Source organism: Rhizobium metallidurans, assembly GCF_014196505.1.
Classification (GTDB): domain Bacteria; phylum Pseudomonadota; class Alphaproteobacteria; order Rhizobiales; family Rhizobiaceae; genus Rhizobium; species Rhizobium metallidurans.
Map to the genome: position 1 here is coordinate 73,665 of NZ_JACIDW010000008.1, position 25,037 is coordinate 98,701.

Below are 25,037 nucleotides of genomic sequence, written 5' to 3' on the forward strand. Positions count from 1 at the left end.
CCGATTTTTGGGATGGACCGCCGCGCGGGGCCGTGTGACATTCGACTACGTCACCCCCACCCACGGACCATCGCCATGTCGTCGCTCAGCGTCCTTCTCAGCATTCTCGCAACGCTTTCGATCGGCGCCATGAGTCCCGGGCCGAGCTTCGTGCTCGTCTCCAGGATCGCCGTGTCGCGATCGCGCATCGACGGGCTTGCCGCGGCTGTCGGCATGGGGCTGGGCGGAGTGTTGTTCAGCATCCTGGCGCTGGCGGGGCTGACCGCGCTTCTGTCGCAGTTCGGATGGCTCTATCTGGCGCTGAAGATCATGGGCGGGCTTTATCTCGCCTATATCGCCTACAGGATCTGGCGCGGCGCCGGCGAGCCGCTTGTGATCGGCGAGACGGCGGCAGCCAACCGGGCCATCGGCCGCAGCTTCATGACCGCGTTCCTGACACAGGTCAGCAATCCGAAGACGATCGTCGTCTATGCCAGCATCTTCGCGGCGCTCTTGCCGAAGACCATTCCGCTGGAACTGTTCGTGGCGATCCCGCTCGGCGTCTTTCTTGTCGAGGCCGGATGGTACACGATCGTGGCGCTGGCATTCTCGGCCCGCCACCCGCGCCTGATCTATCTGGCGGCGAAGACGTGGATCGACCGCGCGGCCGGAGCCGTGATGGCGGGGCTCGGCCTGCAGCTCGTTGTGTCAGGCCTGAGCGGGCGCTAGTTGGTGCTTCCCGCGGCCGCCCCGGCATCCCTGGCCGCGAGCTTCTGCCAGGAATTCTGTTGCGACATCATCGAACGGATATAGGCGAGGTTGGCATCGGCCTGTTGCGGCGAGAGCTCGCGCCTTGCGATCTGCTCTGCCTCGGGGAAGCGGCCCTGCAGACCGACGACGAGCGCGAGATTCTGGCGCACGCGGCTGTCGGCCGTCGGCTGGCCGGCCGCCTGGCGCAGATAGGTTTCGGCGCTCTTGAGATCGCCGGTCAGCACGTAGGACATGCCGAGATTGGACAGGATCGACGGCTCGCCCGGCTGCAGGTCGAGCGCGTCGCGGTAACGCTGGCGGGCCTCCGTCGAGCGGCCGAGCTGATCGAGAATGGCGCCTTCGGCGGAGACGAGCTTCCAGTCCGGGCGGTCCGCCGTCTGGGCGCGGCCGATTGTGTCGAGCGCCTGCTGCAATTGGCCGGCGGCAGCCTGCGCCTTGCCATAAGCGGCGAGCACGTTGCGATCCTGCGGATTGGCGATCGCCACCTGCTGCATGACGGCGAGCGCCTGGGCGTCCCTGCCCTGCATGCGCAGGAGGTTGGCGTAGTTGACGCCGTTGACCGGATCGCGCGGGTTCTTTTCATAGGCCTGGCCGACGCGATCGGTGGCGGAGCGCACTTCCTGGTCGTTCATCGTCTCGACCGGCTTGTTCAGCGCGACCGGGATCGAGCCCGTGGTCATCTTGTCCCTGGTGGTGTTGCAGCCGGCCAGCATCAGGGCCAGCATCGCGGTCGCCGTGCACTGGAAAAGACGGGTTTTCAAAGAGGTATCGACCAAAGTAGTCATGGCGGTTTCCTGAAATCAGAAATCGGCGCCTGACCTAAAAGCGGAACAGGGAAAGGTTTTGACGCAATCTACGCTCAAGCAATAGTCTGTTAACCCTAACGGAACGTTAAGATGCGATTCCCGGACGATGCCTAAGGATAAACAATGCCCCCGTTCCAGTTCATCGAAAGACCGACCCCCTTCAACACCAAGGGCGGCCAGACCCTGCCGATCTTCGCCGTCACGCCGGCGCATATCGAAACCGGGACGATCGATCCGATCGCGCTCGATTGGGCGAAGAAGGCGGGCTACAAGGCCGAGAGCGGCTCGCTGCTCCTGATCCCGACATCGGATGGCCATCTCGGCGGGGCGCTGTTCGGTCTCGGCTCCAACCCTTCGGAACAGCCCTATATCACCGGCAAGCTGGCGCGCGCGCTGCCGGCGGGCGACTGGCACATCGAGACGGCGCCGCTGACGGCCAACCGGCTGGCGCTCGGCTTCGGCCTCGGGAGCTACCGCTTCGACCGCTACAAATCCGAAAAGCAGCCGGCGGGTACGCTGATGATCCCGCGCGATGCCGATGCCGCCGATATCAAGCGGCAGCTGGCCGGCGTGTTCCTCGCCCGCGACCTGATCAACACCCCCACCAACGACATGGGCCCGAACGAGCTGGAAGCGGCGTTCCGGGGGCTTGCCGCGCACTACAAGGCCGAGATCTCGGTGATCTCGGGCGACGACCTCAGGCACAATTTCCCGCTGGTGCACACGGTCGGCCGCGCCAGCGCCGACGCGCCGCGGCTGATGGAGCTGCGCTGGGGCAAGAAGGGCCATCGCAAGATCACGCTCGTCGGCAAGGGCGTGTGCTTCGACACCGGCGGCCTCGACATCAAGCCCGCCGCCTCGATGCTTCTGATGAAGAAGGACATGGGGGGTGCGGCCAACGTGATGGGCCTGGCGTTGATGATCATGGACGCCAAGCTGAAGGTCGACCTGCGCGTCGTCATCCCCGTGGTCGAGAACTCGATCTCGTCCAACGCCTTCCGCCCCGGCGACATCTACAAGAGCCGCAAGGGGCTGACGGTGCAGATCGACAACACCGACGCCGAGGGCCGGCTTATCCTGGCCGACGCGCTCTCCTATGCCGACGAGGAAGAGCCCGACCTGATGATCGACATGGCGACGCTGACCGGGGCGGCGCGCGTGGCGCTCGGACCCGACCTGCCGCCCTTCTTCACCGACGATACGGATCTGGCGGGCGACCTGATGGAATCGAGCATCGAGACCGACGATCCGCTGTGGCGGTTGCCGCTTTATGCCGGCTACGAAAAGGACATCCGCGCCAAGTTCGCCGACATCACCAATGCACCATCAGGCGGAATGGCGGGCGCGATCACGGCAGCGCTGTTCCTCAAGCGCTTCGTCAGCCATGCCAGGAGCTGGGCGCATTTCGACATTTACGGCTGGGCGCCTTCGGAGCGACCGCACTCGCCCGGCGGCGGCGAGGCGCAGGCGATCCGGGCGCTCTACCACCACATCCGCGAGAGCGTTCGTTAAAATTTTATTCACCCTGTGGGGCGGCAGATCAGCCGCCCCATTGCGTTGCGGGGATGCGTGCCGGAAAATGGAACGCAGGCGTAACGAATGCGGGAGGGGCCGTGCCGATCGAATTGACCGCATCGCAGGCGCTCGGGCTCTGGCATGGCGTCTCGCTCGACCAGGTTCGCCACGACGACCGCGATTTGACGTTGCGCCAGATGGCGATCCTGCTGCATATCTATCTCGTGCCGCCGCCGCATACCGTGCGCGGACTGGCCGCCGAACTCAACGTCACCAAGCCCGTCATCACCCGGGCGCTCGATACGATGGGCGAGATGGGGCTGGTGGACCGGGTGCGCGATGACAGCGACCGGCGCAACGTGCTGATCAAGCGCACCGTGGGCGGCGCGCTTTATCTGGAAAAACTGGGCGACCGCGTGCGCGAGCACGGGCGCCGGCTGTGACCTTGAGGACAAGACCATGACCACGCTCGACCGCCGCCTGCACGCCTTCAGGGACGACCTCGCCGAGCGCGGACTGGAAGGACAGGTCGCGGCCCGGCGCTTTACCGACGGGAAGCCGGCGCGCATCACGGTCCCGGTCGTGGGGCTGCGGCCGCGGCCGGACGCGACCATCGGTATCGACACAGAACTGCTGTTCGGCGAGGACGTGACCGTGCTCGACCGCGCCGAGGGATGGTGCTGGATCAAGGCGCGATCGGACAATTACGTCGGCTATCTACCCGAGAGCACGGTGAGCGAGACATCGCCCTCTCCGACCCATATCGTCACCGTTCAGCGTACCTTCCTCTATCGCGAACCGGAACTGCGCAAACCCTATAACAGCATTCTTTCGATGGGCAGCCGCGTGGCCGTGGCCGGTACCGCGGAGGCGCGCGGCAACCATTATGTGACGCTGGAAGACGGCACCGCGATCTTCGCCAAGCATGTGCAGCCGATCGGCGCGCTTGATGGCGAGGACTATGTCGATATCGCCGGCCGCTTCATCGAAACGCCCTATCTCTGGGGCGGCCGCTCCGGGCTCGGGATCGACTGCTCCGGCCTGGTGCAGCTTTCCATGCTGATCACCGGCCGCGCCGCGCCGCGCGATACCGACATGCAGGCCTCGGCGCTTGGCACACCTGTCACCCGCGATGAACTGCGACGCGGCGACCTGGTGTTCTGGAAGGGGCATGTGGCGATCATGGAGGATGCGGAAACGATCCTGCATGCGACCGGCCACACGATGACCGTGACGCGCGAGAATTTCGAAGAGGCCGTCCAGCGTATCGGCTGGCTCTACGAGCAGCCCAACGGCTATCGTCGCCCGATCAACTGACCGGCGGCTTTGGCCATGCGGTGACGCCGCCGGACCATGTCTCGAACGCTTTCGACAGCCTCAGGACGCGCATGTCGTCGAAGCGGGGACCGACGATTTGCAGGCCGATCGGCATGCCGGATCGGGAGAAGCCGCAATTGATCGACGAGGCCGGTTGCTCCGACATGTTCCAGGGAACGGTGAAGGCGATGTGTTCGAAGGGGCGGGCCGGATCGTTGGTCGGCGAGGCCCATTCGGCCGGATAGGAGACGATGGGATTGGTCGGCGATAGCACGGCGTCGACCTCCTCGAACAGCGCGCCGCAGGCCTTGCGCATCTCGATCGTCTGGTTGAAGCCCCTGACGGCGGCAACGCCGCTGACATCGGCCCCACCCTTGGCCCAGCCATAGATATAGGGAAGGATGCTCTCGCGACGCTCCTCACTCAGCCCCTCGATATCGCCCCAGAAGCGGGCGCGCCAGAAATTGTCGAGCCCATCGAGCATCGCGCGCGACAGCACCGGGCCGACCGGCACGATGACGGCGCCAGCTTGCTCGAACTGTTTCGCCGCCGCGACGACCGCCGCCCTCACCTCGTCCTCTGCATCAAGGCCGCAGCCGGCGTCGAGCATGAGGCCGATGCGCATGCCTGAGAGGTCGATGTCGAGATCGGTCCAGTCGAAGTCATTGGGCGGGAGGCTGGTGCCGTCGCGCCAGTCCGGCCGCGAGAGCGTGGCCATGGCGAGCGCCGCATCATCGACCGTGCGCGTCATCGGCCCGGCGCAGCGGCCGACATAATAGGGATCGACGGGGATGCGGCCGTGGCTGGGCTTGAAGCCGAAGATACCGGTCCAGCCGGCCGGGAGCCGCACGGAGCCGCCGATATCGGTGCCGATATGGAGGGGGCCGTAGCCGGCCGCCGCCGCCGCCGAGGCGCCGGCGCTGGAACCGCCCGGGTTCTGGCTGACATCCCAGGGATTGCGGCTGAGCGGGTGGAAGCTCGAGAGGCCGGACGAGAGCATGCCGTAGTCAGGGCATGTGGTCTTGGCGAAGATGATCGCGCCGTCCTCACGCATGCGGGCGGCGATCGGGGCATCGTCGAGCGCCGGCGTGAGCTCCACCGCCCTGGTGCCGAGCGGAACGGGCTGGCCCTTGGTTGATATCAGCTCCTTCAGCGTCACCGGGATGCCATCGAGCGGGCCCAGGGTTTCGCCCTTCGCCCAGCGCTCGGTGGAGGCCCTGGCCTGGGCGCGGGCGGCGTCGGGATCGTAGAGATAGAGCGCGGCGATGTGCGGCTCCCAGGCGGCGATATGCGGCTCCAGCGCCAGCCAGTATTCCAGCGGAGACAGGCTCTTGCTTGCAAAGCGCCGCTTCAGTTCGCGGATGCTCAGGTCGATCTCGGTCATGGCGCGGTCTTTCAAAAGGACATTTTCAAATCAGCGGCGTCGTCAATCAGCGGCTGGCCTCGCGGGGGTCGAGCAGGTCACGCAGCCCGTCGCCCAGCATGTTGAAGCCGAGGACGGCAAGCGCGATGGCGAGGCCGGGGAGAATGGCGAGCCAGGGGGCGAGACCGAGGAAGGTCTGCGCATCGGCAAGCATCCGCCCCCAGCTCGGCGCCGGCGGGGCAAGGCCGAGACCGAGGAAGCTGAGGCCCGCTTCGGTGAGCACCGCGAGGCCAAGCTGGATGGTGACCTGGACGATGAGCTGGCTCATGATATTGGGCAGCACGTGGCGGAGCGAGATCGCCAGCCGCGTATTTCCTAGCGCGCGGGCGGCGAGCACGTAATCGCGGCTCCAGGCCTGCAGCGCGCTTGCCAGCGCAATACGGGCAAAGACCGGAATGAGGAAGGTGGCGATGGCGGCGATCGCCGTCAGCCGGCCGCCGCCGAGGAAGGCGCCGAGCATCATCGCAGAGAGGATGGGCGGGAGCGCGAAGATGACGTCGCAGACGCGCATCAGAAGCGTTTCGAAGATGCCGCGAAAGGCGGCCGCCGCGAGGCCGGCGATGGTGCCGAGCGTGCCGCCGATGGCGACGGCCACGACGGCTGTTGACAGCGAATTCCAGCAGCCGACCATCAGCATGGACAACACGTCGCGGCCGAACTGATCGGTGCCGAGAAGGCCGAAGCCGAAGGGCGGCTGCAGCTTGTGAATGATCTGCATCTTGGCCGGCGGCAGCGGCGTCCACACCAGCGACAGCAGCGCGGTGGCGACGAGGCAGGCGACGATTATGGCGCCGATGATGAGGTTGACGCGCTTGATGCCGCGCATGCGGCGGCGGCCGATATTTGTTGCGGTGGAGACCAGGGGCGCCAACTCAGATCCCCTTTCTCAGACGCGGGTCGATCGCGAGATAGGAGAGATCGACCAGGAAGTTCATGAGAATGACGAGGCCGGCGAAGAACAGCACCACATCCTGCATGACGACGATATCGCGCTGCGACAGCGCCTGGTAGGCGAGACGTCCGAGGCCGGGGAGATTGAAGACATTCTCGACCAGGACTGCGCCTGCGACCAGGAAGGTGGCTTGCAGGCCGAGGATGGTGAGGATCGGCACCAGCGCGTTGGGCACCGAATGGCGCCAGAGCACTCTGCCTGATGACAGGCCCTTGGCGCGGGCGGTACGGGTGAAATCCTCGTGCAGCGTGTCCAGCACCGCCGAGCGGGTGACGCGGGTGAGCACGCCCGCCTGCGGCAGCGCCAGCGCGACCGCCGGCATCAGCAAGGCCTTCAGCGCCGGCCAGACGCCCGCGCTCCAGCCCGGAAAGCCACCCGCCGGCATCAGCCCAAGCGTGGTCGAAAACAGGATGATCAACAGCAGCGCCACCCAGAAGGCGGGGACGGCGATGCTGACCTGCGAGAAGACGGCCGCGACCGCATCGACAATGCCGCCGCGCCTGGAGGCGGCGGTGACGCCAAGCGGGATGGCGATGACGACCGAGAGTAGGATGGCGATGAGGGCGAGCGGCAGGGTGACGGCGAGGCGCTCGAGAATGAGGCCGGCAACGGGGACGCCATACGTGTAGGAACGCCCGAGATCGCCGGTGAAGACGCCTGCCAGCCACTCGGCGTAGCGCACCATGAGCGACCGGTCGAGGCCGAGCTCCTGACGCAGCGCCGCCAGCGTTTCCGGCGAGGCCGAGGTACCGAGCATGATCGAGGCCGGGTCGCCGGGCAGCATGTCCATGACGGCGAAGATCAGCAGCGAGACCACGAGCAGCGTGACGACGAGGCCGGCGACGCGACGGAGCACGAGGGCTATCATGCGGCGGCCCGCGGGGCTTTTGCGGGGCGACTGATGGTGACGCCAGCGCGTGTGGCCCCCTCATCCGACCCTTCGGGCCACTGACCGGGGTCGAGCCGCTGGTCTCGACCCGTCCTTCGGACCCCCGTCGGGGAGAAGGGAAGATGGAGCGAGCGGCCCGCTACGAGTCTCTTCTCCCCTACGGGGAGAAGGTGGCGGCAGCCGGATGAGGGGGCCGCAAGCTCGGTGGGCGCGATACCCCCCTCTGTCCTGCCGGACATCTCCCCCACAAGGGGGGAGATCGAATCGTTGCAATGGCATCGCCGAACGTTGAGGTCGCAGCGAGCGGGTGAGCCGAGCCAATCTCCCCCCTTGTGGGGGAGATGCCCGGCAGGGCAGAGGGGGGTAATCTTGGCGGGGCCGTAAGTGGGGGACTCAGCGCGCGTAGCCCCCTCATCCGACCCTTCGGGCCACCTTCTCCCCGCGGGGGAGAAGGGAAGATGGAGCGAGCGGCCAACCCCGAGTCTCTTCTCCCCCGCGGGGAGAAGGTGCCGGCAGGCGGATGAGGGGGCCGCAAGCTCGATGGCTGCAGTCAGCCTTGCGCTTACCCTAACCTCTCCCTCTTCCACCACCACAAACCCTCCCGCCACCTATTCGTCCCAGGAGACGTTGGTCAGCACATTGGACGGGATCGGCTCGTTTTCCCAGAGGCCTTTCAGCTTCTTGTCCCAGACGCCGAGCTTGGGCATGACGAAGAGGAAGAGGGCGGGGACGTCGTCGGCGAGGATGGTTTGCGCCTCGGCGTAGATCTTTGCCTGCTCGGCCGGATCGGTGGTTTGCTGGACCTTCTTCATCAGCGCATTGAAATCAGGGTTCTTGTAGTTGAAGTAGTAGGGATCGCGGGAATAGATGTCGATGTCCATCGGTTCGGCATGGGCGACGATGGTCATCTGGTAGGATCGGTCCTTCATCACGTCCTGGACCCACTTGGCCGGGAATTCGGTGGGCTCGATGGTCATGGTGACGCCGATTTCGGCGAGCATGGCCTGCATGACCTCGGCGCTGCGCGGCGCATAGGCCATCTGCGGCGACTTGATGGTGAAGCTGAAGCCATCGGGGTAGCCAGCTTCGGCGAGAAGCGCCTTGGCCTTTTCGGGATCGTAGGGCAGCTTGGCCGTCAGGTCGACATAGCCAGGGTCGTTCGGCGTGTAGTGGCTGCCGATCGGGGTGCCGAGGCCGGACCAGGCGCCTTCGATCACCGTCTTTCGGTCGATCGCCATCATCAATGCCTGGCGCACGCGCTTGTCGTCGAAGGGCTTTTCGGCATTGTTCATGCCGGCCACGACCTTGAGCTCGGTGTTGCCGATCTTGGTCATCAGCCTGGCGTCGCCGTCGAAGGATGTCATCAGCTCGGGCGCGGCGAATTCGGGGATGGCATCGACGTCGCCGGATTTCAGCGCGGCTGCCTGCGCCTGAGGATCGGCGATGAAGCGGAAGGTGACCTTGTCGAGCTTGACCGACACGTCCTTGTTCCAATAGCCGGCGTTCTTTTCGAGCTCGACCTTGTCGCCCTTGGCCCAGCTGACGAACTTGAACGGGCCGGTGCCGACGGGCTTGGTCTTGTCGTCGGCGGCCGAGTTCGGAGCGACCATGACGGAGGCCGGCCAGCCCAGCCAGTAGAGCAGGCTGCCGGTGGGCTCGGAGAGGCGCAGCACCAGGGTGGCGGCGTCGGGGGTATCGATCGAAGAGATGGAGGCGAAGAAGCGCTTCTGCGGATTGACGGAATCCTTGCCGCGGGCGCGGTCGAGCGCGAACTTGGCGGTGGCCGAATCGAATACCTGCCCGTCATGGAAGGTGACGCCTTCGCGCAGCTTGAACGTATAGGTCAGTCCATCCGGCGAAATCTCCCAGCTTTTCGCCAGCTGCGGCTGCACCTTGCCGGCCTCGTCGATGGTCACCAGACCCTCGAAGACGTTTTGCCAGGTGACCTGGCCGATGGCGACGGGGGCGGCGATCGTCGGGTCGAGGCCCGTGGGTTCGATGGTCATGCCGAGGCTGAGCGTGGTCTTGGCGGCTTCGGCCGGCGTCAGGCTCAGCATCGCCAGTCCTGCCGACACGGCGACCCCAAGCGAAAGACGACGAACGAGGCGCGCGGAGGGCGCGAGCGAAAGCTTGATCATCATGTCCCCTTCATGGCCGCCGCTTGCTGCAACTGGCCGATTGCCGATAGAGTGTCATTGCGCCCGTGCACACACAATGACGATTTTGTGTGCTCAGTGTAGCCGAAAGAGCTACACAGGAATTTTCCCCCCGATGCAAGCCCAGAGCCGTCACCGGCGACCCTCGCATTCCCTCATTCCTTGCCGGCAGGCCCGCCGGCGCGTTCGCGCATGAACCGCTCGATGAAATCGAGAAGCTTGGAGGCGGCGAAGGATAGCTGGCGATCGGGCGCCACGCAGAGATCGACATGGGTGCGGATGGCGCTTCTCGGCGCCAGCGGCACGGCACGCAGCTGACCCGCCTCGATCTCGCGGCGCACCGTCAGCGCCGGAAGCAGGGTGGCGGCGGCGCCGCTCAGCACCAGCTCCTTCAGCATTTCCAGCGAGCTGGTGACGAAGACGGCATCGAAGCTCAACCCCGCCTTTTCGAACAGCGCATCGAAGGCCTGGCGGAAGCCGAAGGACTGGTCGGGCAAGGCCAGTGGATAGTCGGCTATATCCTTGAGGCCGACCTCCTGCCGCTCGGCGGCCGGATGGCCTGTCGCGACGATCAGATCATAGGATATCTCGGAGCGCAGGCGGATCTTGGTGCCCGATACCGGCGGCGCGAAGAGGGTGACGGCGATATCGGCCTCGCCGCCATTGACCGCCTCGACGGCCTGACGGGCGCTCGATATCGTGACCTCGAAATGCAGCTTGGGATATTTGAGGCTGAACGCGGCCAGGGCCGGGGCCAGCAGATTGGCGACCGTGGCGCCATTGGCGTGGATGGCGACGCGGCCGGCCTGCAGGCCTTTCAGATCCTCGATCAGCTGGCCGACGTGATCGAGCTCGCGCAGGGTGCGGCCGGCGCGGGCGGCCAGCAGCTCGCCTGCCGCCGTCAGCTTGACGCCGCGCGAACTGCGCTCCACCAGCGGCGCGCCGAAATGATATTCGAGGTTCTCGATCTGCCGGCTGATCGCTGTCGGCGCGACGTTCAGGTTCTCGGCGGCCTGGCGCATCGAATTGGTGCGGACCAGTTCGTCGAAATACATCAGGGCGCGTATCTGCATCTCACCGTCTCCGCAATCGGACCATGCCCTTCTCTAAATGATCACAGGCGATCGGCATAGCGGTCCCGCCATGCCGGCTGGGCGCCTTCCACGGCAAGTGCCGTCGCCCCGTAGACGCCGCGGGCTATGGCGCGGGCCATGACCAGGGTTGCGAGGTGGCAGAGTTCCAGAAATTCGGGCAGGCCGCCGAGCGGTCTGGCGCCGGTGGCAGCGGAGAAGATGGTGTCGCCATCGAGCGGCAGATGCGCCGGCAGCAAGGCGCGCGCGAAACCGTCATGGCCCATGACGGCGAGCCGATGGGCTTGCGCCTTGGTCAGCACCGCGTCCGTGACGATGGCGCCGATGGTCGTGGCCGTGGTGTTCATGCCCTTGAGGCGCATGGCGGTATCGCGCGCGTCGATCATCTCCGGCAGGCCGAGACCGCCGAATTCCTCGTCCTGTTCGAAGGGCGCCGACCAGAAATGCGGTCCCTCGCCCACCGTGGCGGAACCGAGCGCATTGACGGCGACGATGGCGGCGATCGTGTGGCCAGCCGACGAACGGGCGCTGGCGGAGCCGAGGCCGCCCTTGACGGTGGCGGTGGTGGCGCCGGTGCCGGCGCCCACCGTTCCGAGCGGGAAATATCCCTTCGCGGCGGCGCGGAAGGCTTCGTAGCCGAGATCGCGATAGGGCGATTGCAGGCCCCAGTCCTTGTCGCCGCCATTCAGGAGGTCCATGAGGATCGCCTGCGGGACGATCGGCACGCGCTGGTTTCCAACGGGAAAGCCGCGTCCCATGGCGCGCAGGCCGGCCTGGACGCCGCCGGCGGCATCGAGGCCGAAGGCGGAGCCGCCGGACAGGACGAAGGCATCGACCTCGGTGACCGTCATGGCGGGATCGAGCAGCGCGGTGTCACGGCCGCCCGGCGCACCGCCGAGCACGACGCCGGAGGCGACCGCAGGCTTATCGAAGACGATGGCGGTGACGCCGGAGCCCAAACCAAGATCCGTGGCGTGGCCGACGGAGAGGCCTTCGATGTCGGTGAGCAGATTGAGCAAGCGCGGCGTCCTTTCCTCGATACCGATCAGCAGGAGGCGATAGGACGATATGGGCGGCCAAAAAACAAGACCGGCCCCGCCTTGGGCGGGACCGGTCGGATATTCTCGAATTGTTTTCGCCCGGGCTTTTCAAGCCGGGATCGAACCATGCCCTCAGGCATGGATGGGTTTGGGATGACGGCGGGTCATCAGGTCGTGGATCGCGTGCTTGACCTCGGCCGGCGAACTGAAGTGCTGCTCGTCGAGATCGTGGACGTGATACTTCACGGCGATGAATTTCAGCCGGTTTTCATCCGGAATGACGATGCCAACGGGCACGCCTGCGTATTCGATAACTTCTTTTTTCATGCATAGAACTCCTGCCGCGCGGAGTGCGTCGGCGATGGCGAATTGACTTGTCTTTTACCGTTTAAGGGGGGACGAAGGTCACATTCGACAGTTCGGGCGGGAGAGAGCGCCCGGACGGTCATTGCCAAGCACCGGGCGCATCAGGAGCGTGGCAAGAATTTCAAAGTCGTTCATGTCTCATTCCTTTCTTCCGCGTCGTGCTTGCTTCGGGCCCCGGGCATGCCGGGACCGGCGGTTGGTGTTCCGTATAATCTACTTTATTTGTAGAGAATACATAACGGACTGTCGGAAACATATTCCGAAACGTGTCAAAATGTCGGCGATTAGGAAAATATCATTCCGCCAAAGCCGAATTCACGAGAAGACCATTAGCAGGTCTTTGTGCACTTGGTATGACGATACGGAACTCTCCGTCGCTCGCAGCCAGAGATAGGGAGTGCATCTGATTCCGGCAATGGGGCTTTTTATTAAAAGACGGTAAGCCTCGAAATGACCGAAATGGTTAACGGGCGTCAGAGGCCTGTTAGCGCCTGAAAGTCAGGTGGATCGTGCCGCTGGGCGCGGTTTCCGATGTGACCGTGTAACCCGCTTCCAGGCCACGCAAATCGTCCCACAGGCGGATGCCGCGCCCGAGAAGGATCGGCGTGATCGCGACATGAAGCCGATCGACCAGCCCGGCTTTCAGAAAATCGCGCGCCACCGTCGGCCCGCCGCCGACGCGCACATCCTTGCCGTTGGCAGCCTTCGTCGCCCGCTCGAGCGCTTCCACGGGCGTGGCGCTCAGGAAATGGAACGTGGTGCCGCCGGCCATCTCGATCGACGGGCGCGCACTGTGCGTGAGCACGAAGACCGGGCAGCCGAAGGGCGGCTCGTCGCCCCACCATCCGCGCCAGTCCGGATCGTCGGGAAAATTATGCAGGCCGAACATGCCGGCGCCCATGATCTCGGCACCGATATTCTCGAAATAGGCCCGCGCGTAGTCATCGTCGAGGCCGGTGGTGCCGCTGTCGCTGGTGTCCTTGAACACCCGCTCGCGGAATGTCCGCGTGGCCATGTAAGCGCCCACGAGCCGTGGCCAGTCCTCGCCGAACGGGACTTCCGGCGTCTGGTCCGTGGTCGTGGCGAAACCATCCAGCGAGACCATCAGATCGATACGAACTGCCATCGCGCTCTCCCTTCGAGAAGCTATCCTCGGATAGCGGTCACCACCCTTCCGAGAGCACCTTTTCCAGCATGTCGACGAAGAAATCGGCGCTTTCGGCCGTCAGGCAGAGCGGCGGCTTGATCTTCAACACATTCAGGTGATCGCCGGTCGGCTGCATGATGACGCCGAGGTCGAGCAGCCGCGCGCAGATCGCCGCCGTCTCGGCGGTCGCCGGCTCCAGCGTCGCGCGGTCGCGGACGAACTCGACGCCGAGATAAAGCCCCATGCCATGCACGGCGCCGACGAGCGGATGGTGATCCATCAGGGCCACCAGCCGGCCCTTCAGCCGATCGCCGATCTCGCGGGCATTCTGCTGCAGCGCCTCGTCGGCCATGATGTCGAGCACGGTGATGCCGACGACGGAACTGACCGGGCTTCCACCCGAGGAGGAGAAGAAATAGCCCTCCTTCTCCAGCGAATCGGCGATGGCGCGCGTGGTGATGACGGCGCCGAGCGGGTGGCCGTTGCCCATGCCCTTGGCGACCGTGATGATATCGGGCACCACCTGCTGCTGCTCGAAGCCCCAGAAATGATGGCCGAGCCGGCCATAGCCGACCTGTACCTCGTCGGCGATGCAGACGCCGCCGCGGGCGCGCACCTGGCCATAGACGGCGGCGAGATAGCCATCCGGCAGCGCTATGCCGCCGGCGTTGCCATAGACCGGTTCGGCAATGAAGCCCGCCAGCCGCTCGCCGCTTCCGTCGATCAGTTCCAGCGCGGCAAGTACGCTTTGCAGATAGTCGCCGGTCGAATCCGGTCCACGGAACTCGCCGCGATAGGTATTGGGCGCGGCAACGGGATGAACCCAATCGGGCCGCGTCGTCAGCGCCCGGGGATTGTCGGCGATCGAGGTGGAGACCGCATCGCTTGCCACCGACCAGCCGTGATAGGCCTCGAGCAGGCTCAGCATGTTGCGCGCGCCGGTGTGGGCCCAGGCAAGCCGCAGCGCCAGATCGTTGGCCTCCGATCCCGAATTGACCAGGAAGACGGTGTCGAGCCCTTCAGGCGCAAGGGCTGCCAGCCGCTCGGAGAGATCGGCGACGGCGGCATAGTGAAAGCGCGAATTGGTGTTCAGCCGCAGCCATTGCTCGCCCACGGCATCGGCAAGGCGCGGATGGCCGTGGCCGAGAATGGTGACGTTGTTGACCATGTCGAGATAGGCGCGGCCCTCGACATCGAACATGTGCTCCTTCCAGCCGCGCTCGATGCGCGGCGGGGTCTCGTAGTAATGCTTCTGGGCGGCGGCGAAATGGGCCGTGCGCACGGCGAGGATTTCCGCGTCGACGGGCTTCGGCGCCTCGACGCCATGGCCGAGCAGCGCTGCCGGCGACGGGCAAAGCTCCGACCAAGCAAAGACCTCGGCGGGCGTGCAGAAGAGCGGCGGCTCGGTGCCCTTCAGCGTCGAGAGCTGCACCCTGAGACCGCCGAGCGAGCCCTGTTCGCCCGAGACCGCGCCGATCGCCTGACCGGCTTCAAGCTCGGCGCCGTCCTCGACCGAGGGATCGATACCGTCGAGATGGAGGCTGATATCGGCGCCCTCGAGGACGAGATGGTGGTTCTGCCAGCTGATGCGTCCCGAAAAGGGCGCCGCGATCGCGCTACCGGCGGCCAGGCAGATATCGGCATGCAGGGCGTAGGTGGCCGACGGCCGGGCGCTCAGCAGGCGGGAGCGCGACAATCTGTATTCGCCGTAGCGGGTGGCGGCGGCATCGGCCTCTGAGGCGGCACGGGCAAGCAGCCGCCAGTCCATGTCGCCCTGACCCCAGTTGCCGGCGGCGAAGTGCTGGCTTTCGACGCCGAGGTCGACATAGAGCATGTTTTGAAGGTCGAGATCGGGCAGCAGCGGGTGCCAATGCTCGGTCGCAACAGTGGGGAGTTCGACGCCCGCCGTCTTCAGGATCGCCGTTTCCATGAGATCGAAGGGAACGGCGATGGCCGTATCGAAGATGCGCTGCTCAAGCACGAGGTTGGCGCGGACATATTCGTTTTCGGGATCGATGGAGATCTGCTGTTCGCTGCTCGCCACCAGGATGACGGCACGGGCGACGACCAACGGCCACAGCGCCCTGAGCTCCTCTTCCTTCAGCGGATAGATTTCGTGATAGGCCTTGACGGCTGGCAGCACGAAGAAGGGGTCGCCATCGGCCTGATGCAGCAGCGAAGCGCAGGTGACGGCGAGATCGCCGACCAGCCAGCCACGGATGATATCGCCGAAATCGATGACGCCATCGGGAATGAGGCGGCCCTTTTCGTCGCGGCGGCTGACGACATTGTCGCCGGTGACATCATGGTGGACGGCCTGCAGGCGCAGCGCCGGCGCGAAGGGCTGCACGCGACGGACGGCGGCGACCATGTTCTTGGCGATGCGGTCGCGCGCGGCGCCATCGGTGATCGCCGACAAGAGCTGGACGGCGACCGGGCCGGCGCGGCGCAGGTCCCATTGCAGGTTGCGGTCGAGGCCGGGATGATCGAAATCGGCAAGCGATCTGGCGAGATTGGCGCAGAGCGCACCCAGCGCCGCCACGGATTGTCCGGGAAGATGCGCGGGGCCGCTCAACCCCTCGCCTTCGAGATATTCCAGCAGCCGGACCTGATAGGTCTGGTCGCGGACGACGACGGCGATGATGTCCTGGCCATCGGTGGAAGCGACCACGCGCGGCACGCGCGGCGCGCCCTCGATGCCGGCGAGGTGACGCATCGCGGCATTCTGCGCCTCGAGCTCGATCGTCTCGTAGACCATGTGGCAGATCTTCAGGACGTAAGCCTGCTCGCCGGTATCGACGCGGTAGTTGCGGTCCTGCTGGCTTCCGAGCTCACTCAGCGTGCCCGACAGGCCATAGCGCGACTGCAGGATCTCTCCGGCTTCCTCGGCCGTCACGTCGGGACACGGAAGCTCGAGACGCCGAGCGAGCGTTTCATCGGTCATGGCATTCCCCCACCGCGCGATTCGATCCTGCACAATAAGCAGATAATCGACAGCTTGCTATCGGCAAGCGAGGGATCGGGCGTCATCCCTAGGAATTACGGGCCCGGCAATTACCGGCCCAGCAATTGCCGGCCAAGGAATCAGCGGACGCCCGATACCAATGACTTAGCCCATGCGCTCGGAAGCATAGCTGCCCGGGCTTGCCGGGAAGACCACGGTGCGGTTGCCGTTCAGGAACACGCGGTGATGGATATGGGCGTGGATGGCGCGGGCAAGCACCTGGCTCTCGACATCGCGGCCGATCGAGACGTAATCGTCGGCCGACTGCGCATGGGTGATGCGCGCCGTGTCCTGCTCGATGATCGGACCTTCGTCGAGGTCGGCGGTGACGTAGTGCGCGGTGGCGCCGATCAGCTTCACGCCACGCTCATAGGCCTGCTTGTAGGGGTTCGCGCCCTTGAACGACGGCAGGAAGGAGTGGTGGATGTTGATGATGCGCCCCGACATCTTCTTGCACATGGCATCCGAGAGCACCTGCATGTAGCGGGCAAGCACGACGAGCTCGGTGCCGGAGCTTTCGAGCAGCTGCAGGAGCTGGGCTTCGGCCTGCGGCTTGTTTTCCTTCGTCACCTTGATGTGGTGGAAGGGGATGTCGTGATTGACGACGACCTTCTGGTAATCGAAGTGGTTGGAGACGACGCCGACGATGTCGATCGGCAGCGCGCCGATCTTCCAGCGGTAGAGCAGGTCGTTCAGACAATGGCCGAAGCGCGAAACCATCAGCAGCACCTTCATGCGCTGGTCGCCGTCGTGGATTTCCGATGTCATCTCGAATTTCTCGGCGATCGGCTGGAAGCCTTCGCGGATGGCCGCCAGTGTAGCACCCTCCTCGGAGATGAAGCTGACGCGGGTGAAGAACATGCCGGTGGAGAGATCGTCGAACTGCGAGCTGTCGATGATATTGCAGCCCTGTCCGGCCAGATAGGTCGAAATCGCCGCCACGATGCCGCGTGTCGATTTGCAGGCTACCGTCAATACATATTGCGTCATGCGTCACGTTCCTTGTTTAGGCATCGGCCTTGTTTAGGCATCGGCCCTGTTCAAGCGTCGGCCTTTTAAGCGTTGGTCTGGGGCGACCGTCGAGCCTGCTTAGATCAAAGCGACATGGCCGATCAAGCACGACACGCGCGCCGCTGCACCAGGTTTGTCGAGACGGGCGGCGCTTGCGGCCGGCGCGTCTCATCGGCCTTCAGCTTACGGCAGTTCCTGCCGGAGTCCGTTCACTTTGCGTCGTGGAACCGCGTATTCTCGCCGTGGCGCCCTCGTTGAATTTGAGAAAGCCGACGAGAAGCCAGCCGAGGCCGGCGGTCTTCATCGAAAAGATCGCTGTCGAGCCGATCATCAGGTTCAGGAACATGAAGAGCGACAGCGAATGGCAAAGGCGCTTCTGGTTGGGCGTCTGGCCGGCCGGATAGAAGGAGACGAACAGCCAGAACAGGATGAGGCCGAAGATGGTGGCGCCGTAGGTGATATAGACATAGCCGCTGTCGACGAAGGTGGTGGCCTTGTCGAGCTCGAGCCCCATCGTCGCCGGCAGATCCATGGCGATGATGTTTCGAACCGTGCCGCTGATGCGGCCGACGAAATCGTCGTCACGGGCGTTCGGCTTGAAGGCGTGGATGATAAAGCCGACCATGACGATCGCCGGCATCATCAGGAAGCTGAAGATCTTCGGGATCAGGGGATAGATGACATAGCCGGCGACGCTGACGATGGTGAAGATCAGCATCGTTCGGGTGTCGTTCGTTACCAGGATGAGCACGATTGTCGCCATGAAGATCAGCCGGTCGAAGAGCGTGATGCGGTTGGCGAAGCTGACGAGATAGATGACCATGACGCCGCAGAAATTGGCGAGCGACACCTGCTCGAGGAAGATCGAGGAGGAGCGGTGATCGATGAGGCCGAAGGAGAAGCGCCCCTCGAAGCCGAGCGCGCCGCGAAACAGGCCGGAATCGCTGTAGGTGGCAGGGGGAACGCCGCGGGTGTTCTGGAAATACTCGGCCGGATGGAAGAGCGCCACATAGGCGGGCGTCGAGATGATCTCGCAAAGGAGCGCCGCGAGAACCGCCAGGCAGCAGATCTTGAAGGCAAGCCGCAGCGTTCGCTCGTTGCTCCAGCGTCCGAGCACCGTGAAGGCGAAGATGATCAGGACGTTGCGAAGATGGTCGATATAGCCGGCCTTGTTGATGACCATCACATAGACCGTCAGCGCGACGGTCGCGAGGAGATAACCGAGCGGCACGATATCTTCCTCGTAGAGGCCTTTCTTCAGGATGTAGCCGAAGCTGTAGGCGAGGATCAGGATCTCGCTCGCCACGACGGCGGTTGACGTCAGCGGCATGATGTTGTGATTGATGAAGGCAAGAATGGCGTTGTAGGTCACGCCGAGCACGCTGACGGCCAGGATGCTGTAGTCGATCGGCTCCTTATCGATCGCATCGCCTTCGGCTTTGACCTTGCTTGCCATATCCTCAATCCACCAGCGTCTTGCACTTGGACCTGTCGGCGGCCGGTGTCTTCAGCGCGTTTTCCAGCGCCGTCATCTGCTGGCGATCCTTGCCGCCGCGCGGCTGCACGTTCAGCGTCTCCGTTTCCGGCCACCAGTCGCCCGCCACCCAGTAGGTCCAGCCGAGCCAGACGTCGGGGTTGGCCTGCATCTGGTCGAGCACGCGGCCGAGCGCCGCCACGCAGGCCTTGTCCTGCGATACGCCGAATTCGCCGAGGAAGACCCGCGTATTGTTCTTCCTCGCCCAGTCGGTCATATCGGTCACCGCCTTGAGCGCGCTGTCGCTGCCGCTGCATTCGGCGTTCATGCCCGACGAATCCTGATCGAAATACTGATGCACCTCGTAGGCGTAGTTCTTGCGCGGATCGCGCACGCCCAGCATGACCGTGCCGTTGGCGCCGCCCGGCCCATCCGCCTGCCAGGAATGGGCGCCGGTGAAGCGGGTGCCCGGAACCAGGATCAGATTGTTGGCTCCCGTCGCCCGGATGGTGCGGATCGCGGCGTTGGCGGCCTTCAGCCAGGCATCGGCGCCGATGTCGTAGGGCTCGTTCATCAGGCCGAAGATCACATCCTCCTGATTGGAGAATTCGATCGCCAGCCGCGCCCAGAACTCGGCGAAGGCGGTGTCGGTGACCGGCGGCTTGCCGATCATCACCTTGTCGTATTGCGCGTAGTTGTGCGGATCGAGAATGACGGTCAGGCGCTTCTTGCGCAAAAGCTCGACCGTGTCCTTCAGCCGCTTCAGCTCGGCCTCGTCGAGCGGCTTGCCGAGCTCGGGTTGCAGGCGCTCCCAGAGAAAGGGAAGGCGCACGCTGTTGAAGCCCTTCTGGGCGAAATAGGCGATGGTTTCCTCGGAGGGGTAGGCGTAGGCCTTGAAGTATTCGCCGCCGCGCTCGCCGAACTCGGCACCGGAGAGATTGATGCCCTGCAGGCAGGTGCCCTGCGCGCCGGCCGCGCCGGCCTGGAGCAGCATCGTTGCCAGCACGGCCGCCGCTAGGCGCCGCCGGGGGGAGAATTTGTCGCTCATTGATACCGCTTCCGGGTTCGGCTGATCGTTCGTCTCAGTGCTGTCTCGGCATCTTAACGGTCCGTTAGCTAAGGATTTCTAAAGTCGAACCCATGTCGCCGGCATTTTACAGGCGAGCAACGAGCGCGCGCATGAACCAGTTTGACAGGAACAAGGTTGGCAGGCTGCCACAATGGCGCAGCTATGAGCCGCCGAATACCGAGCCCAACCGGACCGGCGCGCCCGGACCGGTGCTGCGCCCGTCCGACTTCGTGCCCGCCAAGCCCGTGCCCGCCTCCCTGATCACGGACGCCTCTCCTGAGAACCCGGCACCGCCAGGCCCATCGGGCACGGCATCCCCGCCGCCGGCAAGCGAGGCGCCCCGCGCACCCGAGCGGGCGCCGCAGGTTGAGCAGAACGCCGATGCCCCGCCCTCGTCCGCGGGCAATGTCGCGCGCGATGAACCGCCAGCGCCCGTCGCCGCACCCGTGGTCGCGCCCGCCGTGGTGCACGTGCCGGAGCGCGGCGGACCGCTGCTCGACACCCGCTCGGCGATCGAGGCGATCTGGAACAAGCGGCTCCTGATCCTCGGCCTTTGCGTGCTCGGCGCGGTTGCCGGCGCCATCGTGCTGCCGCTGTCGACGCAGAAATTCACCGCCAGCACGACGCTCTACTTCGATCCCAGACAGATCGGCCTCAACGATCCCAGCACGCAGGCCAACGGCCCCTCGCCCGAAATGATCTCGGCGATGATCGACAGCCAGGTGCAGATCCTGAGCTCCGGCAATGTCATGCGCCGCGTCGCCGACGCGATGAAGCTCGACCAGGACCCCGAATTCAACGCCGGCCGGGCCGACAGCGCCGCCGTCGTCAGCGCGCTGCAGAAGGCGCTGGTGATCACCAGGCAGAGTTCCACCTACGTGGTTTCCATGGAGGTGACCACGAAGAACGCCGAGAAATCCGCGCGTCTCGCCAACCAGGTCGTGGCGTCCTTCCTGCAGGAGGAAGACGGCGCCAGCTCCGGTCTCTACGAGAATACCTCGACCACGCTCGACAAGCGCCTGACCGACCTTCGCCAAAGGGTTCAGGAGGCCGAGCAGGCGGTGGAGACATACCGCGCCGACAACGACATGGCCTCGACGCAGAACGGATTGATCTCCGACCAGCGGCTCGCATCCTTGAACACGCTTCTGGTGACGGCGCAGGACAAGACGATCCAGGCCAAGGCGCGCGCCGATGCCGCCGCCAACCTGCGCTTGGAGGACGTGGTCGGCGGCACATCGCAGAGCGGCGTTTCGACGGCACTCGCGACGCTGCGCCAGCAATATTCGACACAGGCCGCCATGGTCAGCAGCCTCGAGAGCCAGATGGGCACGCGCCATCCGCGCCTGCAGGCGGCGCGCTCCTCGCTGAAGAGCATATCCGACCAGATCCGCGGCGAATTGCAGCGGCTGGCGAGCACCGCACAGGGCGAATACCAGCAGGCGAAGAAGGCCGAGGAGGCCGTCTCCAAGGAACTGTCGGTGCAAAAGGCGCTGCAGGTCAACACCTCCGACAAGCAGGTCGAACTCAACGAATTGCAGCGCAAGGCGACCGCGGCGCGCAATATCTACGAGACCGTGCTGAAGCGCTCCGGACAGACCAGCGAAGAGCAGAGCCTGTCGCGCAGCAATGTTCGCGTGATCTCCGAGGCCGAGCCGCCGCTGAAGGCCAACGGGCCGGGCAGGACGGCACTTTTGATCGCCGGCGTCATCGGCGGCATGCTCGCGGGCTTCCTCGTCGGCTCCGGCTTCGCCATCCTCGCCAGCCTGGCTGCCCACCCGACGGTCCGGGGCTATTTCCGCAAGTCGGCGTAGGGCCTGTCCAGGCGCCGAGGTCACGATTGCGGGAGCGGCGCATGCTGCCGCTTGATGCGTGGGAATGGCATGCCTACATCGACGGCATTGACAGAGAGACCGGCGAGCGGCCGGAGGGACTTGATGCGGCTCGGTAATTTCGAAAAAATCGTTCTCGTGACGCTGGCGCTTTCAGCCGGCGTTCTTCCGGCGCCGGCGTTTTCGACCGACTGGGCGCGCGCCGGACAAGGCCGGGTGCCGCCGACCTATCCCTATGCCAACCTTCCCGGCGTCAAGGCGCCCACAGATCCATCGCTGGAGCCGAAACTGACCTGCCGGACCGAGACGCAGTATATACGCCGGCGCCATGACGAGATTTTCCGCTCCGGCGGCATGCCGATGACGGTCTATGTATGCGACCGCGACGGCGTGATTTCCTCCGGCAGCCAGGTTCCGCTGCGCGGCCGCTACCAGCCCGTCCGCTGACCGCCCGCCTCCCCTTGTTCATTTGGCATCGACACTCTCGCGACGCTTTTCAAGCGATGCGGCCTTGCGGCGTGCCGCAAATATTTCCAAGGTCCGGTAACAACTGCATGTGCCCGTTCGTAGAGGATGTCGGGTGAACACTTCGGCGCGTGAAGAGGAATGGGCGGATTGGATGCGCCGGGCGCTTGATGGCGACGGGCAGGCCTATCAGCGTTTTCTTCTTGCCGTGACCCCGCATCTGCGGGCGATGGCCCGGCGGCGCTGCGAACAGTTCGGCGCGCCGGCAAGCGAGGCGGAAGACGTCGTGCAGGAAGTTCTGCTCGCGGTGCACCTGAAGCGCGGCACCTGGGACACGACGCGCCCGATCGGTCCGTGGCTGTCGGCGATCGTGCGCAACAAGCTGATCGACAGCCTGCGCCGACGCGGACGGCATGTGGATGTGCCGATCGAGGACGTGATGGAAACGGTCGCAAGCGACGACCAGGCCGAGGACGCCATGAACCGCCTTGACGCGATCCACCTTCTGGAGCGGCTGAAGGACCCGCAACGCGACATCGTCCGCTCGATCTCGATCGGCGGCGCGGGCATACGCGAAACGGCGGAGCGGCTGAAAATGAGCGAGGGAGCGGTGCGCGTCGCGCTGCATCGGGCGCTGAAGAAGCTTGCCGCCCTTTATCGCGGCGAAGAATATCGGAGTGGGCGTGGTGAAGACGAATGAGCTGATCAGCCTGCTGGCCGAGGATGCCCCTGTGCGGACCCGGCTCGGCCCCGCGCTCAAGACCGCGCTTGTCGCAGGCGTCGTCGTTTCGGCGCTGATCCTGGTGTTCGCGATCGGCATTCGCCGCGACGTCGCCAGCGCCGTGGAAACCACGCGCGTGCTCTTCAAGGTGAGCCTCATGCTGGGGCTCGCCATCCTCGCATCGTCGATCGTGTTTCGCATCGGCCGCCCCGAACTTTCGCTGCGCGCCGGCGGATGGGCGCTCATCGTGCCGGCGGGCCTGCTTGCCGCCGCCGTCGGCATCGAACTCCTGGTGCTGCCGCCGGAGCTGTGGGGGCAGCAGCTGATGGGACACAACGCGGCCTATTGCCTGACACTCATCCCGCTTCTGTCGATCGCTCCGCTTGCGGGCTTCATCCTGGCGCTTCGAGCCGGCGCGCCACGGCGACCGGCTCTTGCCGGTGCCGCCGCCGGGCTTGCCGCCGGCGCCATCGCTTCGGCGCTCTACGCCTGGCATTGCATCGACGACAGCCCGCTCTTCGTCGCCACCTGGTACACGATATCGATCACCGCCGTGACCGCCATCGGCGCCGCGCTCGGCCGTCGCTATCTCAGATGGTGATGATCAACCAGCGGCAGTGACAGCGCGGATACGCGCCGCGGCGTCAGCCGTTGCCCCCGGCATCGCCGTCGGCAGCCTGTTGCAGCGCCGCCTTCGGTCCGACCGGCTGCGCCACGCCGTCGATGCGGCTTTTCGTGCCATAGCTCATGACGACGCAGGCGACGATCAGGACCATGAGCAGGCAGGCAAGGACGCCCGTCAGATCGACCCTCAGCGTAAGGCTACGGCCCTTATTGACGGTGGAAGAAGAAGACGTCGCGTTCGTCATGCAGCACCCGGTCCCTCGAATACTATCGAATATTGCCCATCTCCCATGGCAACGACCTAAGCATCATTCGCAGCGAATGGAAAGAGACCGAGACTTGTTGATGAGCCGATCGCGCATCAATACTTGTGATAGTTGCATGAAAACATGCTTCCGCCGACGAAAATGGAAACATTCGTTCCGGCACTTGCGAAGGGCAGTAAAGAAGAGGCCGCTGGCCTCGCCAGGGGCGGCACTTTCCTGACATGCGCAATGCGCCGCGAGCACACCCGTCGAAACGCGAGACATCAGCAATCAGGTCTTTGGGAGAGTTTCCGGTGTTTCGGCACTGAACCTCCATCGAGGTTTTGCGAAACACCTATGATCTTGCGATCATTGAGAAATAAGGCTTTCTCAAAATGGAATGGTGCCCAGAAGAGGACTCGAACCTCCACACCCTTTCGGGTACCAGCACCTGAAGCTGGCGCGTCTACCAATTCCGCCATCTGGGCGACGGAGAGCCATGTACGGGGGTGGCCGGTTGGTGTCAACAGGGTTTTTGAAGTTTTTCTGACACCACGCAAAAAAGTCTTCGAGCAAGACCGGGAAAGGTGGGTTTTTGGACGATCCGGGATTTCGGGCGGTGCCAAGAAACGCCGGGCGCACTATATATGATCCATGGAAAAGGATGTTGCGATGACCGTTTTTCAGAAATTGTCCGCTGTTGTGATTCTGTCCGTGATGCCGCTTGGCCAGGTTTGGGCCATGCCGAGGACACCGCTTGCGGAGGTAGCGGGCAGCAGCGACATCGTCCGCGTGCAGACCATGTGCGATTTTCGCGGCTGCTTCACCTTCGGCAAGACGCAGTCGTTCACGCCATCCTACGTGCAGCCGAACTACAGGCCGCCAACCGCGACCGGGCCGACCTACTATCGTCCGCGCGCGATGGGCCCGGCGCCGAAATACTACGACACGCAACCGCCGGGCCGCTACCAGCCGCCGCAGACACCCGCACGGACCGCGCGGCCGAATGCGCCCGACCGCAACTTTCACGTCAACTGGTGCCGCAACCAGTATCGCAGCTACAATCCGAACACCGATCGCTTCGTGACCTATGAGGGGATCTACAAGACCTGCAAGTCGCCCTACGACTAGGCGTTTCGT

General features: G+C 64.8%; 23 protein-coding genes and 1 tRNA gene. 9 read left to right on the forward strand and 15 right to left on the reverse strand.

What is annotated here, in order from left to right; genetic code table 11:
* Window positions 1-75 precede the first annotated feature (75 nt).
* Entirely contained in the window at window positions 76-708 is a 633-nt protein-coding gene (locus tag GGQ67_RS13895) for a LysE family translocator (RefSeq protein ID WP_183900748.1), read from the forward strand.
* On the opposite strand, the gene GGQ67_RS13900 is transcribed toward GGQ67_RS13895, so the two are convergent.
* Window positions 705-1,535: a tetratricopeptide repeat protein gene (locus GGQ67_RS13900; RefSeq protein WP_183900749.1), complete on the reverse strand. Its 831-nt coding sequence runs from the start codon at window positions 1,533-1,535 to the stop codon at window positions 705-707. The genes GGQ67_RS13895 and GGQ67_RS13900 overlap by 4 nt on opposite strands.
* 144 nt (window positions 1,536-1,679) lie before the next feature.
* Here GGQ67_RS13900 and GGQ67_RS13905 point away from each other — a divergent pair, with 144 nt between their 5' ends.
* The 3 genes from GGQ67_RS13905 to GGQ67_RS13915 all read left to right on the forward strand — a co-directional run bounded on the left by GGQ67_RS13905 (window position 1,680) and on the right by GGQ67_RS13915 (window position 4,388).
* On the forward strand, window positions 1,680-3,068 hold the full coding sequence (locus GGQ67_RS13905; protein WP_183900750.1) for a leucyl aminopeptidase family protein: 1,389 nt from the start codon (window positions 1,680-1,682) through the stop codon (window positions 3,066-3,068).
* 101 nt (window positions 3,069-3,169) lie between these two features.
* On the forward strand, window positions 3,170-3,514 hold the full coding sequence (locus tag GGQ67_RS13910) for a MarR family transcriptional regulator (RefSeq protein WP_018899175.1): 345 nt from the start codon (window positions 3,170-3,172) through the stop codon (window positions 3,512-3,514).
* A 16-nt stretch (window positions 3,515-3,530) separates the two neighbouring features.
* On the forward strand, window positions 3,531-4,388 hold the full coding sequence (locus GGQ67_RS13915) for a C40 family peptidase (RefSeq protein ID WP_183900751.1): 858 nt from the start codon (window positions 3,531-3,533) through the stop codon (window positions 4,386-4,388).
* Here the strand turns inward: GGQ67_RS13915 and GGQ67_RS13920 are convergent.
* The 12 genes from GGQ67_RS13920 to GGQ67_RS13975 form a co-directional block, all read right to left on the reverse strand.
* A complete protein-coding gene (locus GGQ67_RS13920; RefSeq protein ID WP_183900752.1) occupies window positions 4,381-5,772 on the reverse strand; it encodes an amidase in 1,392 nt (463 codons plus the stop codon). The genes GGQ67_RS13915 and GGQ67_RS13920 overlap by 8 nt on opposite strands.
* 46 nt (window positions 5,773-5,818) lie before the next feature.
* The gene (locus GGQ67_RS13925; RefSeq protein WP_183900834.1) at window positions 5,819-6,637 is read right to left on the reverse strand and encodes an ABC transporter permease; all 819 of its coding nucleotides are present in this window, start codon (window positions 6,635-6,637) and stop codon (window positions 5,819-5,821) included.
* Window positions 6,638-6,683: 46 nt separating this feature from the next.
* On the reverse strand, window positions 6,684-7,631 hold the full coding sequence (locus GGQ67_RS13930) for an ABC transporter permease (RefSeq protein WP_183900753.1): 948 nt from the start codon (window positions 7,629-7,631) through the stop codon (window positions 6,684-6,686).
* A gap of 629 nt (window positions 7,632-8,260) precedes the next feature.
* Complete coding sequence (locus GGQ67_RS13935; RefSeq protein WP_183900835.1) at window positions 8,261-9,790, reverse strand: ABC transporter substrate-binding protein; 1,530 nt, start codon at window positions 9,788-9,790, stop codon at window positions 8,261-8,263.
* A gap of 173 nt (window positions 9,791-9,963) precedes the next feature.
* Entirely contained in the window at window positions 9,964-10,881 is a 918-nt protein-coding gene (locus GGQ67_RS13940) for a LysR family transcriptional regulator (RefSeq protein ID WP_183900754.1), read from the reverse strand.
* A 41-nt stretch (window positions 10,882-10,922) separates the two neighbouring features.
* The gene (locus GGQ67_RS13945) at window positions 10,923-11,918 is read right to left on the reverse strand and encodes a P1 family peptidase (protein WP_183900755.1); all 996 of its coding nucleotides are present in this window, start codon (window positions 11,916-11,918) and stop codon (window positions 10,923-10,925) included.
* Window positions 11,919-12,071: 153 nt separating this feature from the next.
* Window positions 12,072-12,266, reverse strand: a complete 195-nt coding sequence (locus GGQ67_RS13950; RefSeq protein WP_018899167.1) for a hypothetical protein — start codon at window positions 12,264-12,266, stop codon at window positions 12,072-12,074.
* A 523-nt stretch (window positions 12,267-12,789) separates the two neighbouring features.
* On the reverse strand, window positions 12,790-13,431 hold the full coding sequence (locus GGQ67_RS13955) for a dihydrofolate reductase family protein (RefSeq protein ID WP_183900756.1): 642 nt from the start codon (window positions 13,429-13,431) through the stop codon (window positions 12,790-12,792).
* Window positions 13,432-13,468: 37 nt separating this feature from the next.
* Window positions 13,469-16,396, reverse strand: coding sequence for an aminotransferase (locus tag GGQ67_RS13960; protein WP_183900757.1), 2,928 nt, complete (start codon window positions 16,394-16,396; stop codon window positions 13,469-13,471).
* Between the two features lie 165 nt (window positions 16,397-16,561).
* Window positions 16,562-17,446 (reverse strand): formyltetrahydrofolate deformylase, encoded by an 885-nt coding sequence (purU, locus tag GGQ67_RS13965; protein WP_183900758.1) that lies wholly within the window; start codon window positions 17,444-17,446, stop codon window positions 16,562-16,564.
* 199 nt (window positions 17,447-17,645) lie between these two features.
* The gene (locus tag GGQ67_RS13970) at window positions 17,646-18,923 is read right to left on the reverse strand and encodes a hypothetical protein (RefSeq protein ID WP_183900759.1); all 1,278 of its coding nucleotides are present in this window, start codon (window positions 18,921-18,923) and stop codon (window positions 17,646-17,648) included.
* 4 nt (window positions 18,924-18,927) lie between these two features.
* A complete protein-coding gene (locus tag GGQ67_RS13975) occupies window positions 18,928-19,989 on the reverse strand; it encodes a glycoside hydrolase family 5 protein (RefSeq protein ID WP_183900760.1) in 1,062 nt (353 codons plus the stop codon).
* 131 nt (window positions 19,990-20,120) lie between these two features.
* Between GGQ67_RS13975 and GGQ67_RS13980 the strand changes: the two genes are divergently transcribed.
* The 4 genes from GGQ67_RS13980 (at window position 20,121) to GGQ67_RS13995 (ending at window position 23,629) form a co-directional block, all read left to right on the forward strand.
* Entirely contained in the window at window positions 20,121-21,824 is a 1,704-nt protein-coding gene (locus GGQ67_RS13980) for a GumC family protein (RefSeq protein WP_183900761.1), read from the forward strand.
* A gap of 123 nt (window positions 21,825-21,947) precedes the next feature.
* Window positions 21,948-22,289 carry a hypothetical protein gene (locus tag GGQ67_RS13985; RefSeq protein WP_183900762.1) on the forward strand — a complete coding sequence of 114 codons (342 nt, stop codon included), beginning with the start codon at window positions 21,948-21,950 and terminating at the stop codon, window positions 22,287-22,289.
* 133 nt (window positions 22,290-22,422) lie between these two features.
* Window positions 22,423-23,007: a sigma-70 family RNA polymerase sigma factor gene (locus GGQ67_RS13990; protein ID WP_183900763.1), complete on the forward strand. Its 585-nt coding sequence runs from the start codon at window positions 22,423-22,425 to the stop codon at window positions 23,005-23,007.
* Window positions 22,994-23,629 carry an NrsF family protein gene (locus GGQ67_RS13995; RefSeq protein WP_183900836.1) on the forward strand — a complete coding sequence of 212 codons (636 nt, stop codon included), beginning with the start codon at window positions 22,994-22,996 and terminating at the stop codon, window positions 23,627-23,629. Before GGQ67_RS13990 ends, GGQ67_RS13995 begins: the two co-directional genes overlap by 14 nt.
* A gap of 43 nt (window positions 23,630-23,672) precedes the next feature.
* On the opposite strand, the gene GGQ67_RS14000 is transcribed toward GGQ67_RS13995, so the two are convergent.
* Window positions 23,673-23,897: a hypothetical protein gene (locus tag GGQ67_RS14000; protein WP_183900764.1), complete on the reverse strand. Its 225-nt coding sequence runs from the start codon at window positions 23,895-23,897 to the stop codon at window positions 23,673-23,675.
* 401 nt (window positions 23,898-24,298) lie between these two features.
* Window positions 24,299-24,385: transfer RNA gene (locus GGQ67_RS14005), tRNA-Leu, on the reverse strand.
* 184 nt (window positions 24,386-24,569) lie between these two features.
* Here GGQ67_RS14005 and GGQ67_RS14010 point away from each other — a divergent pair.
* The gene (locus GGQ67_RS14010) at window positions 24,570-25,028 is read left to right on the forward strand and encodes a BA14K family protein (protein ID WP_183900765.1); all 459 of its coding nucleotides are present in this window, start codon (window positions 24,570-24,572) and stop codon (window positions 25,026-25,028) included.
* Window positions 25,029-25,037: the final 9 nt, after the last annotated feature.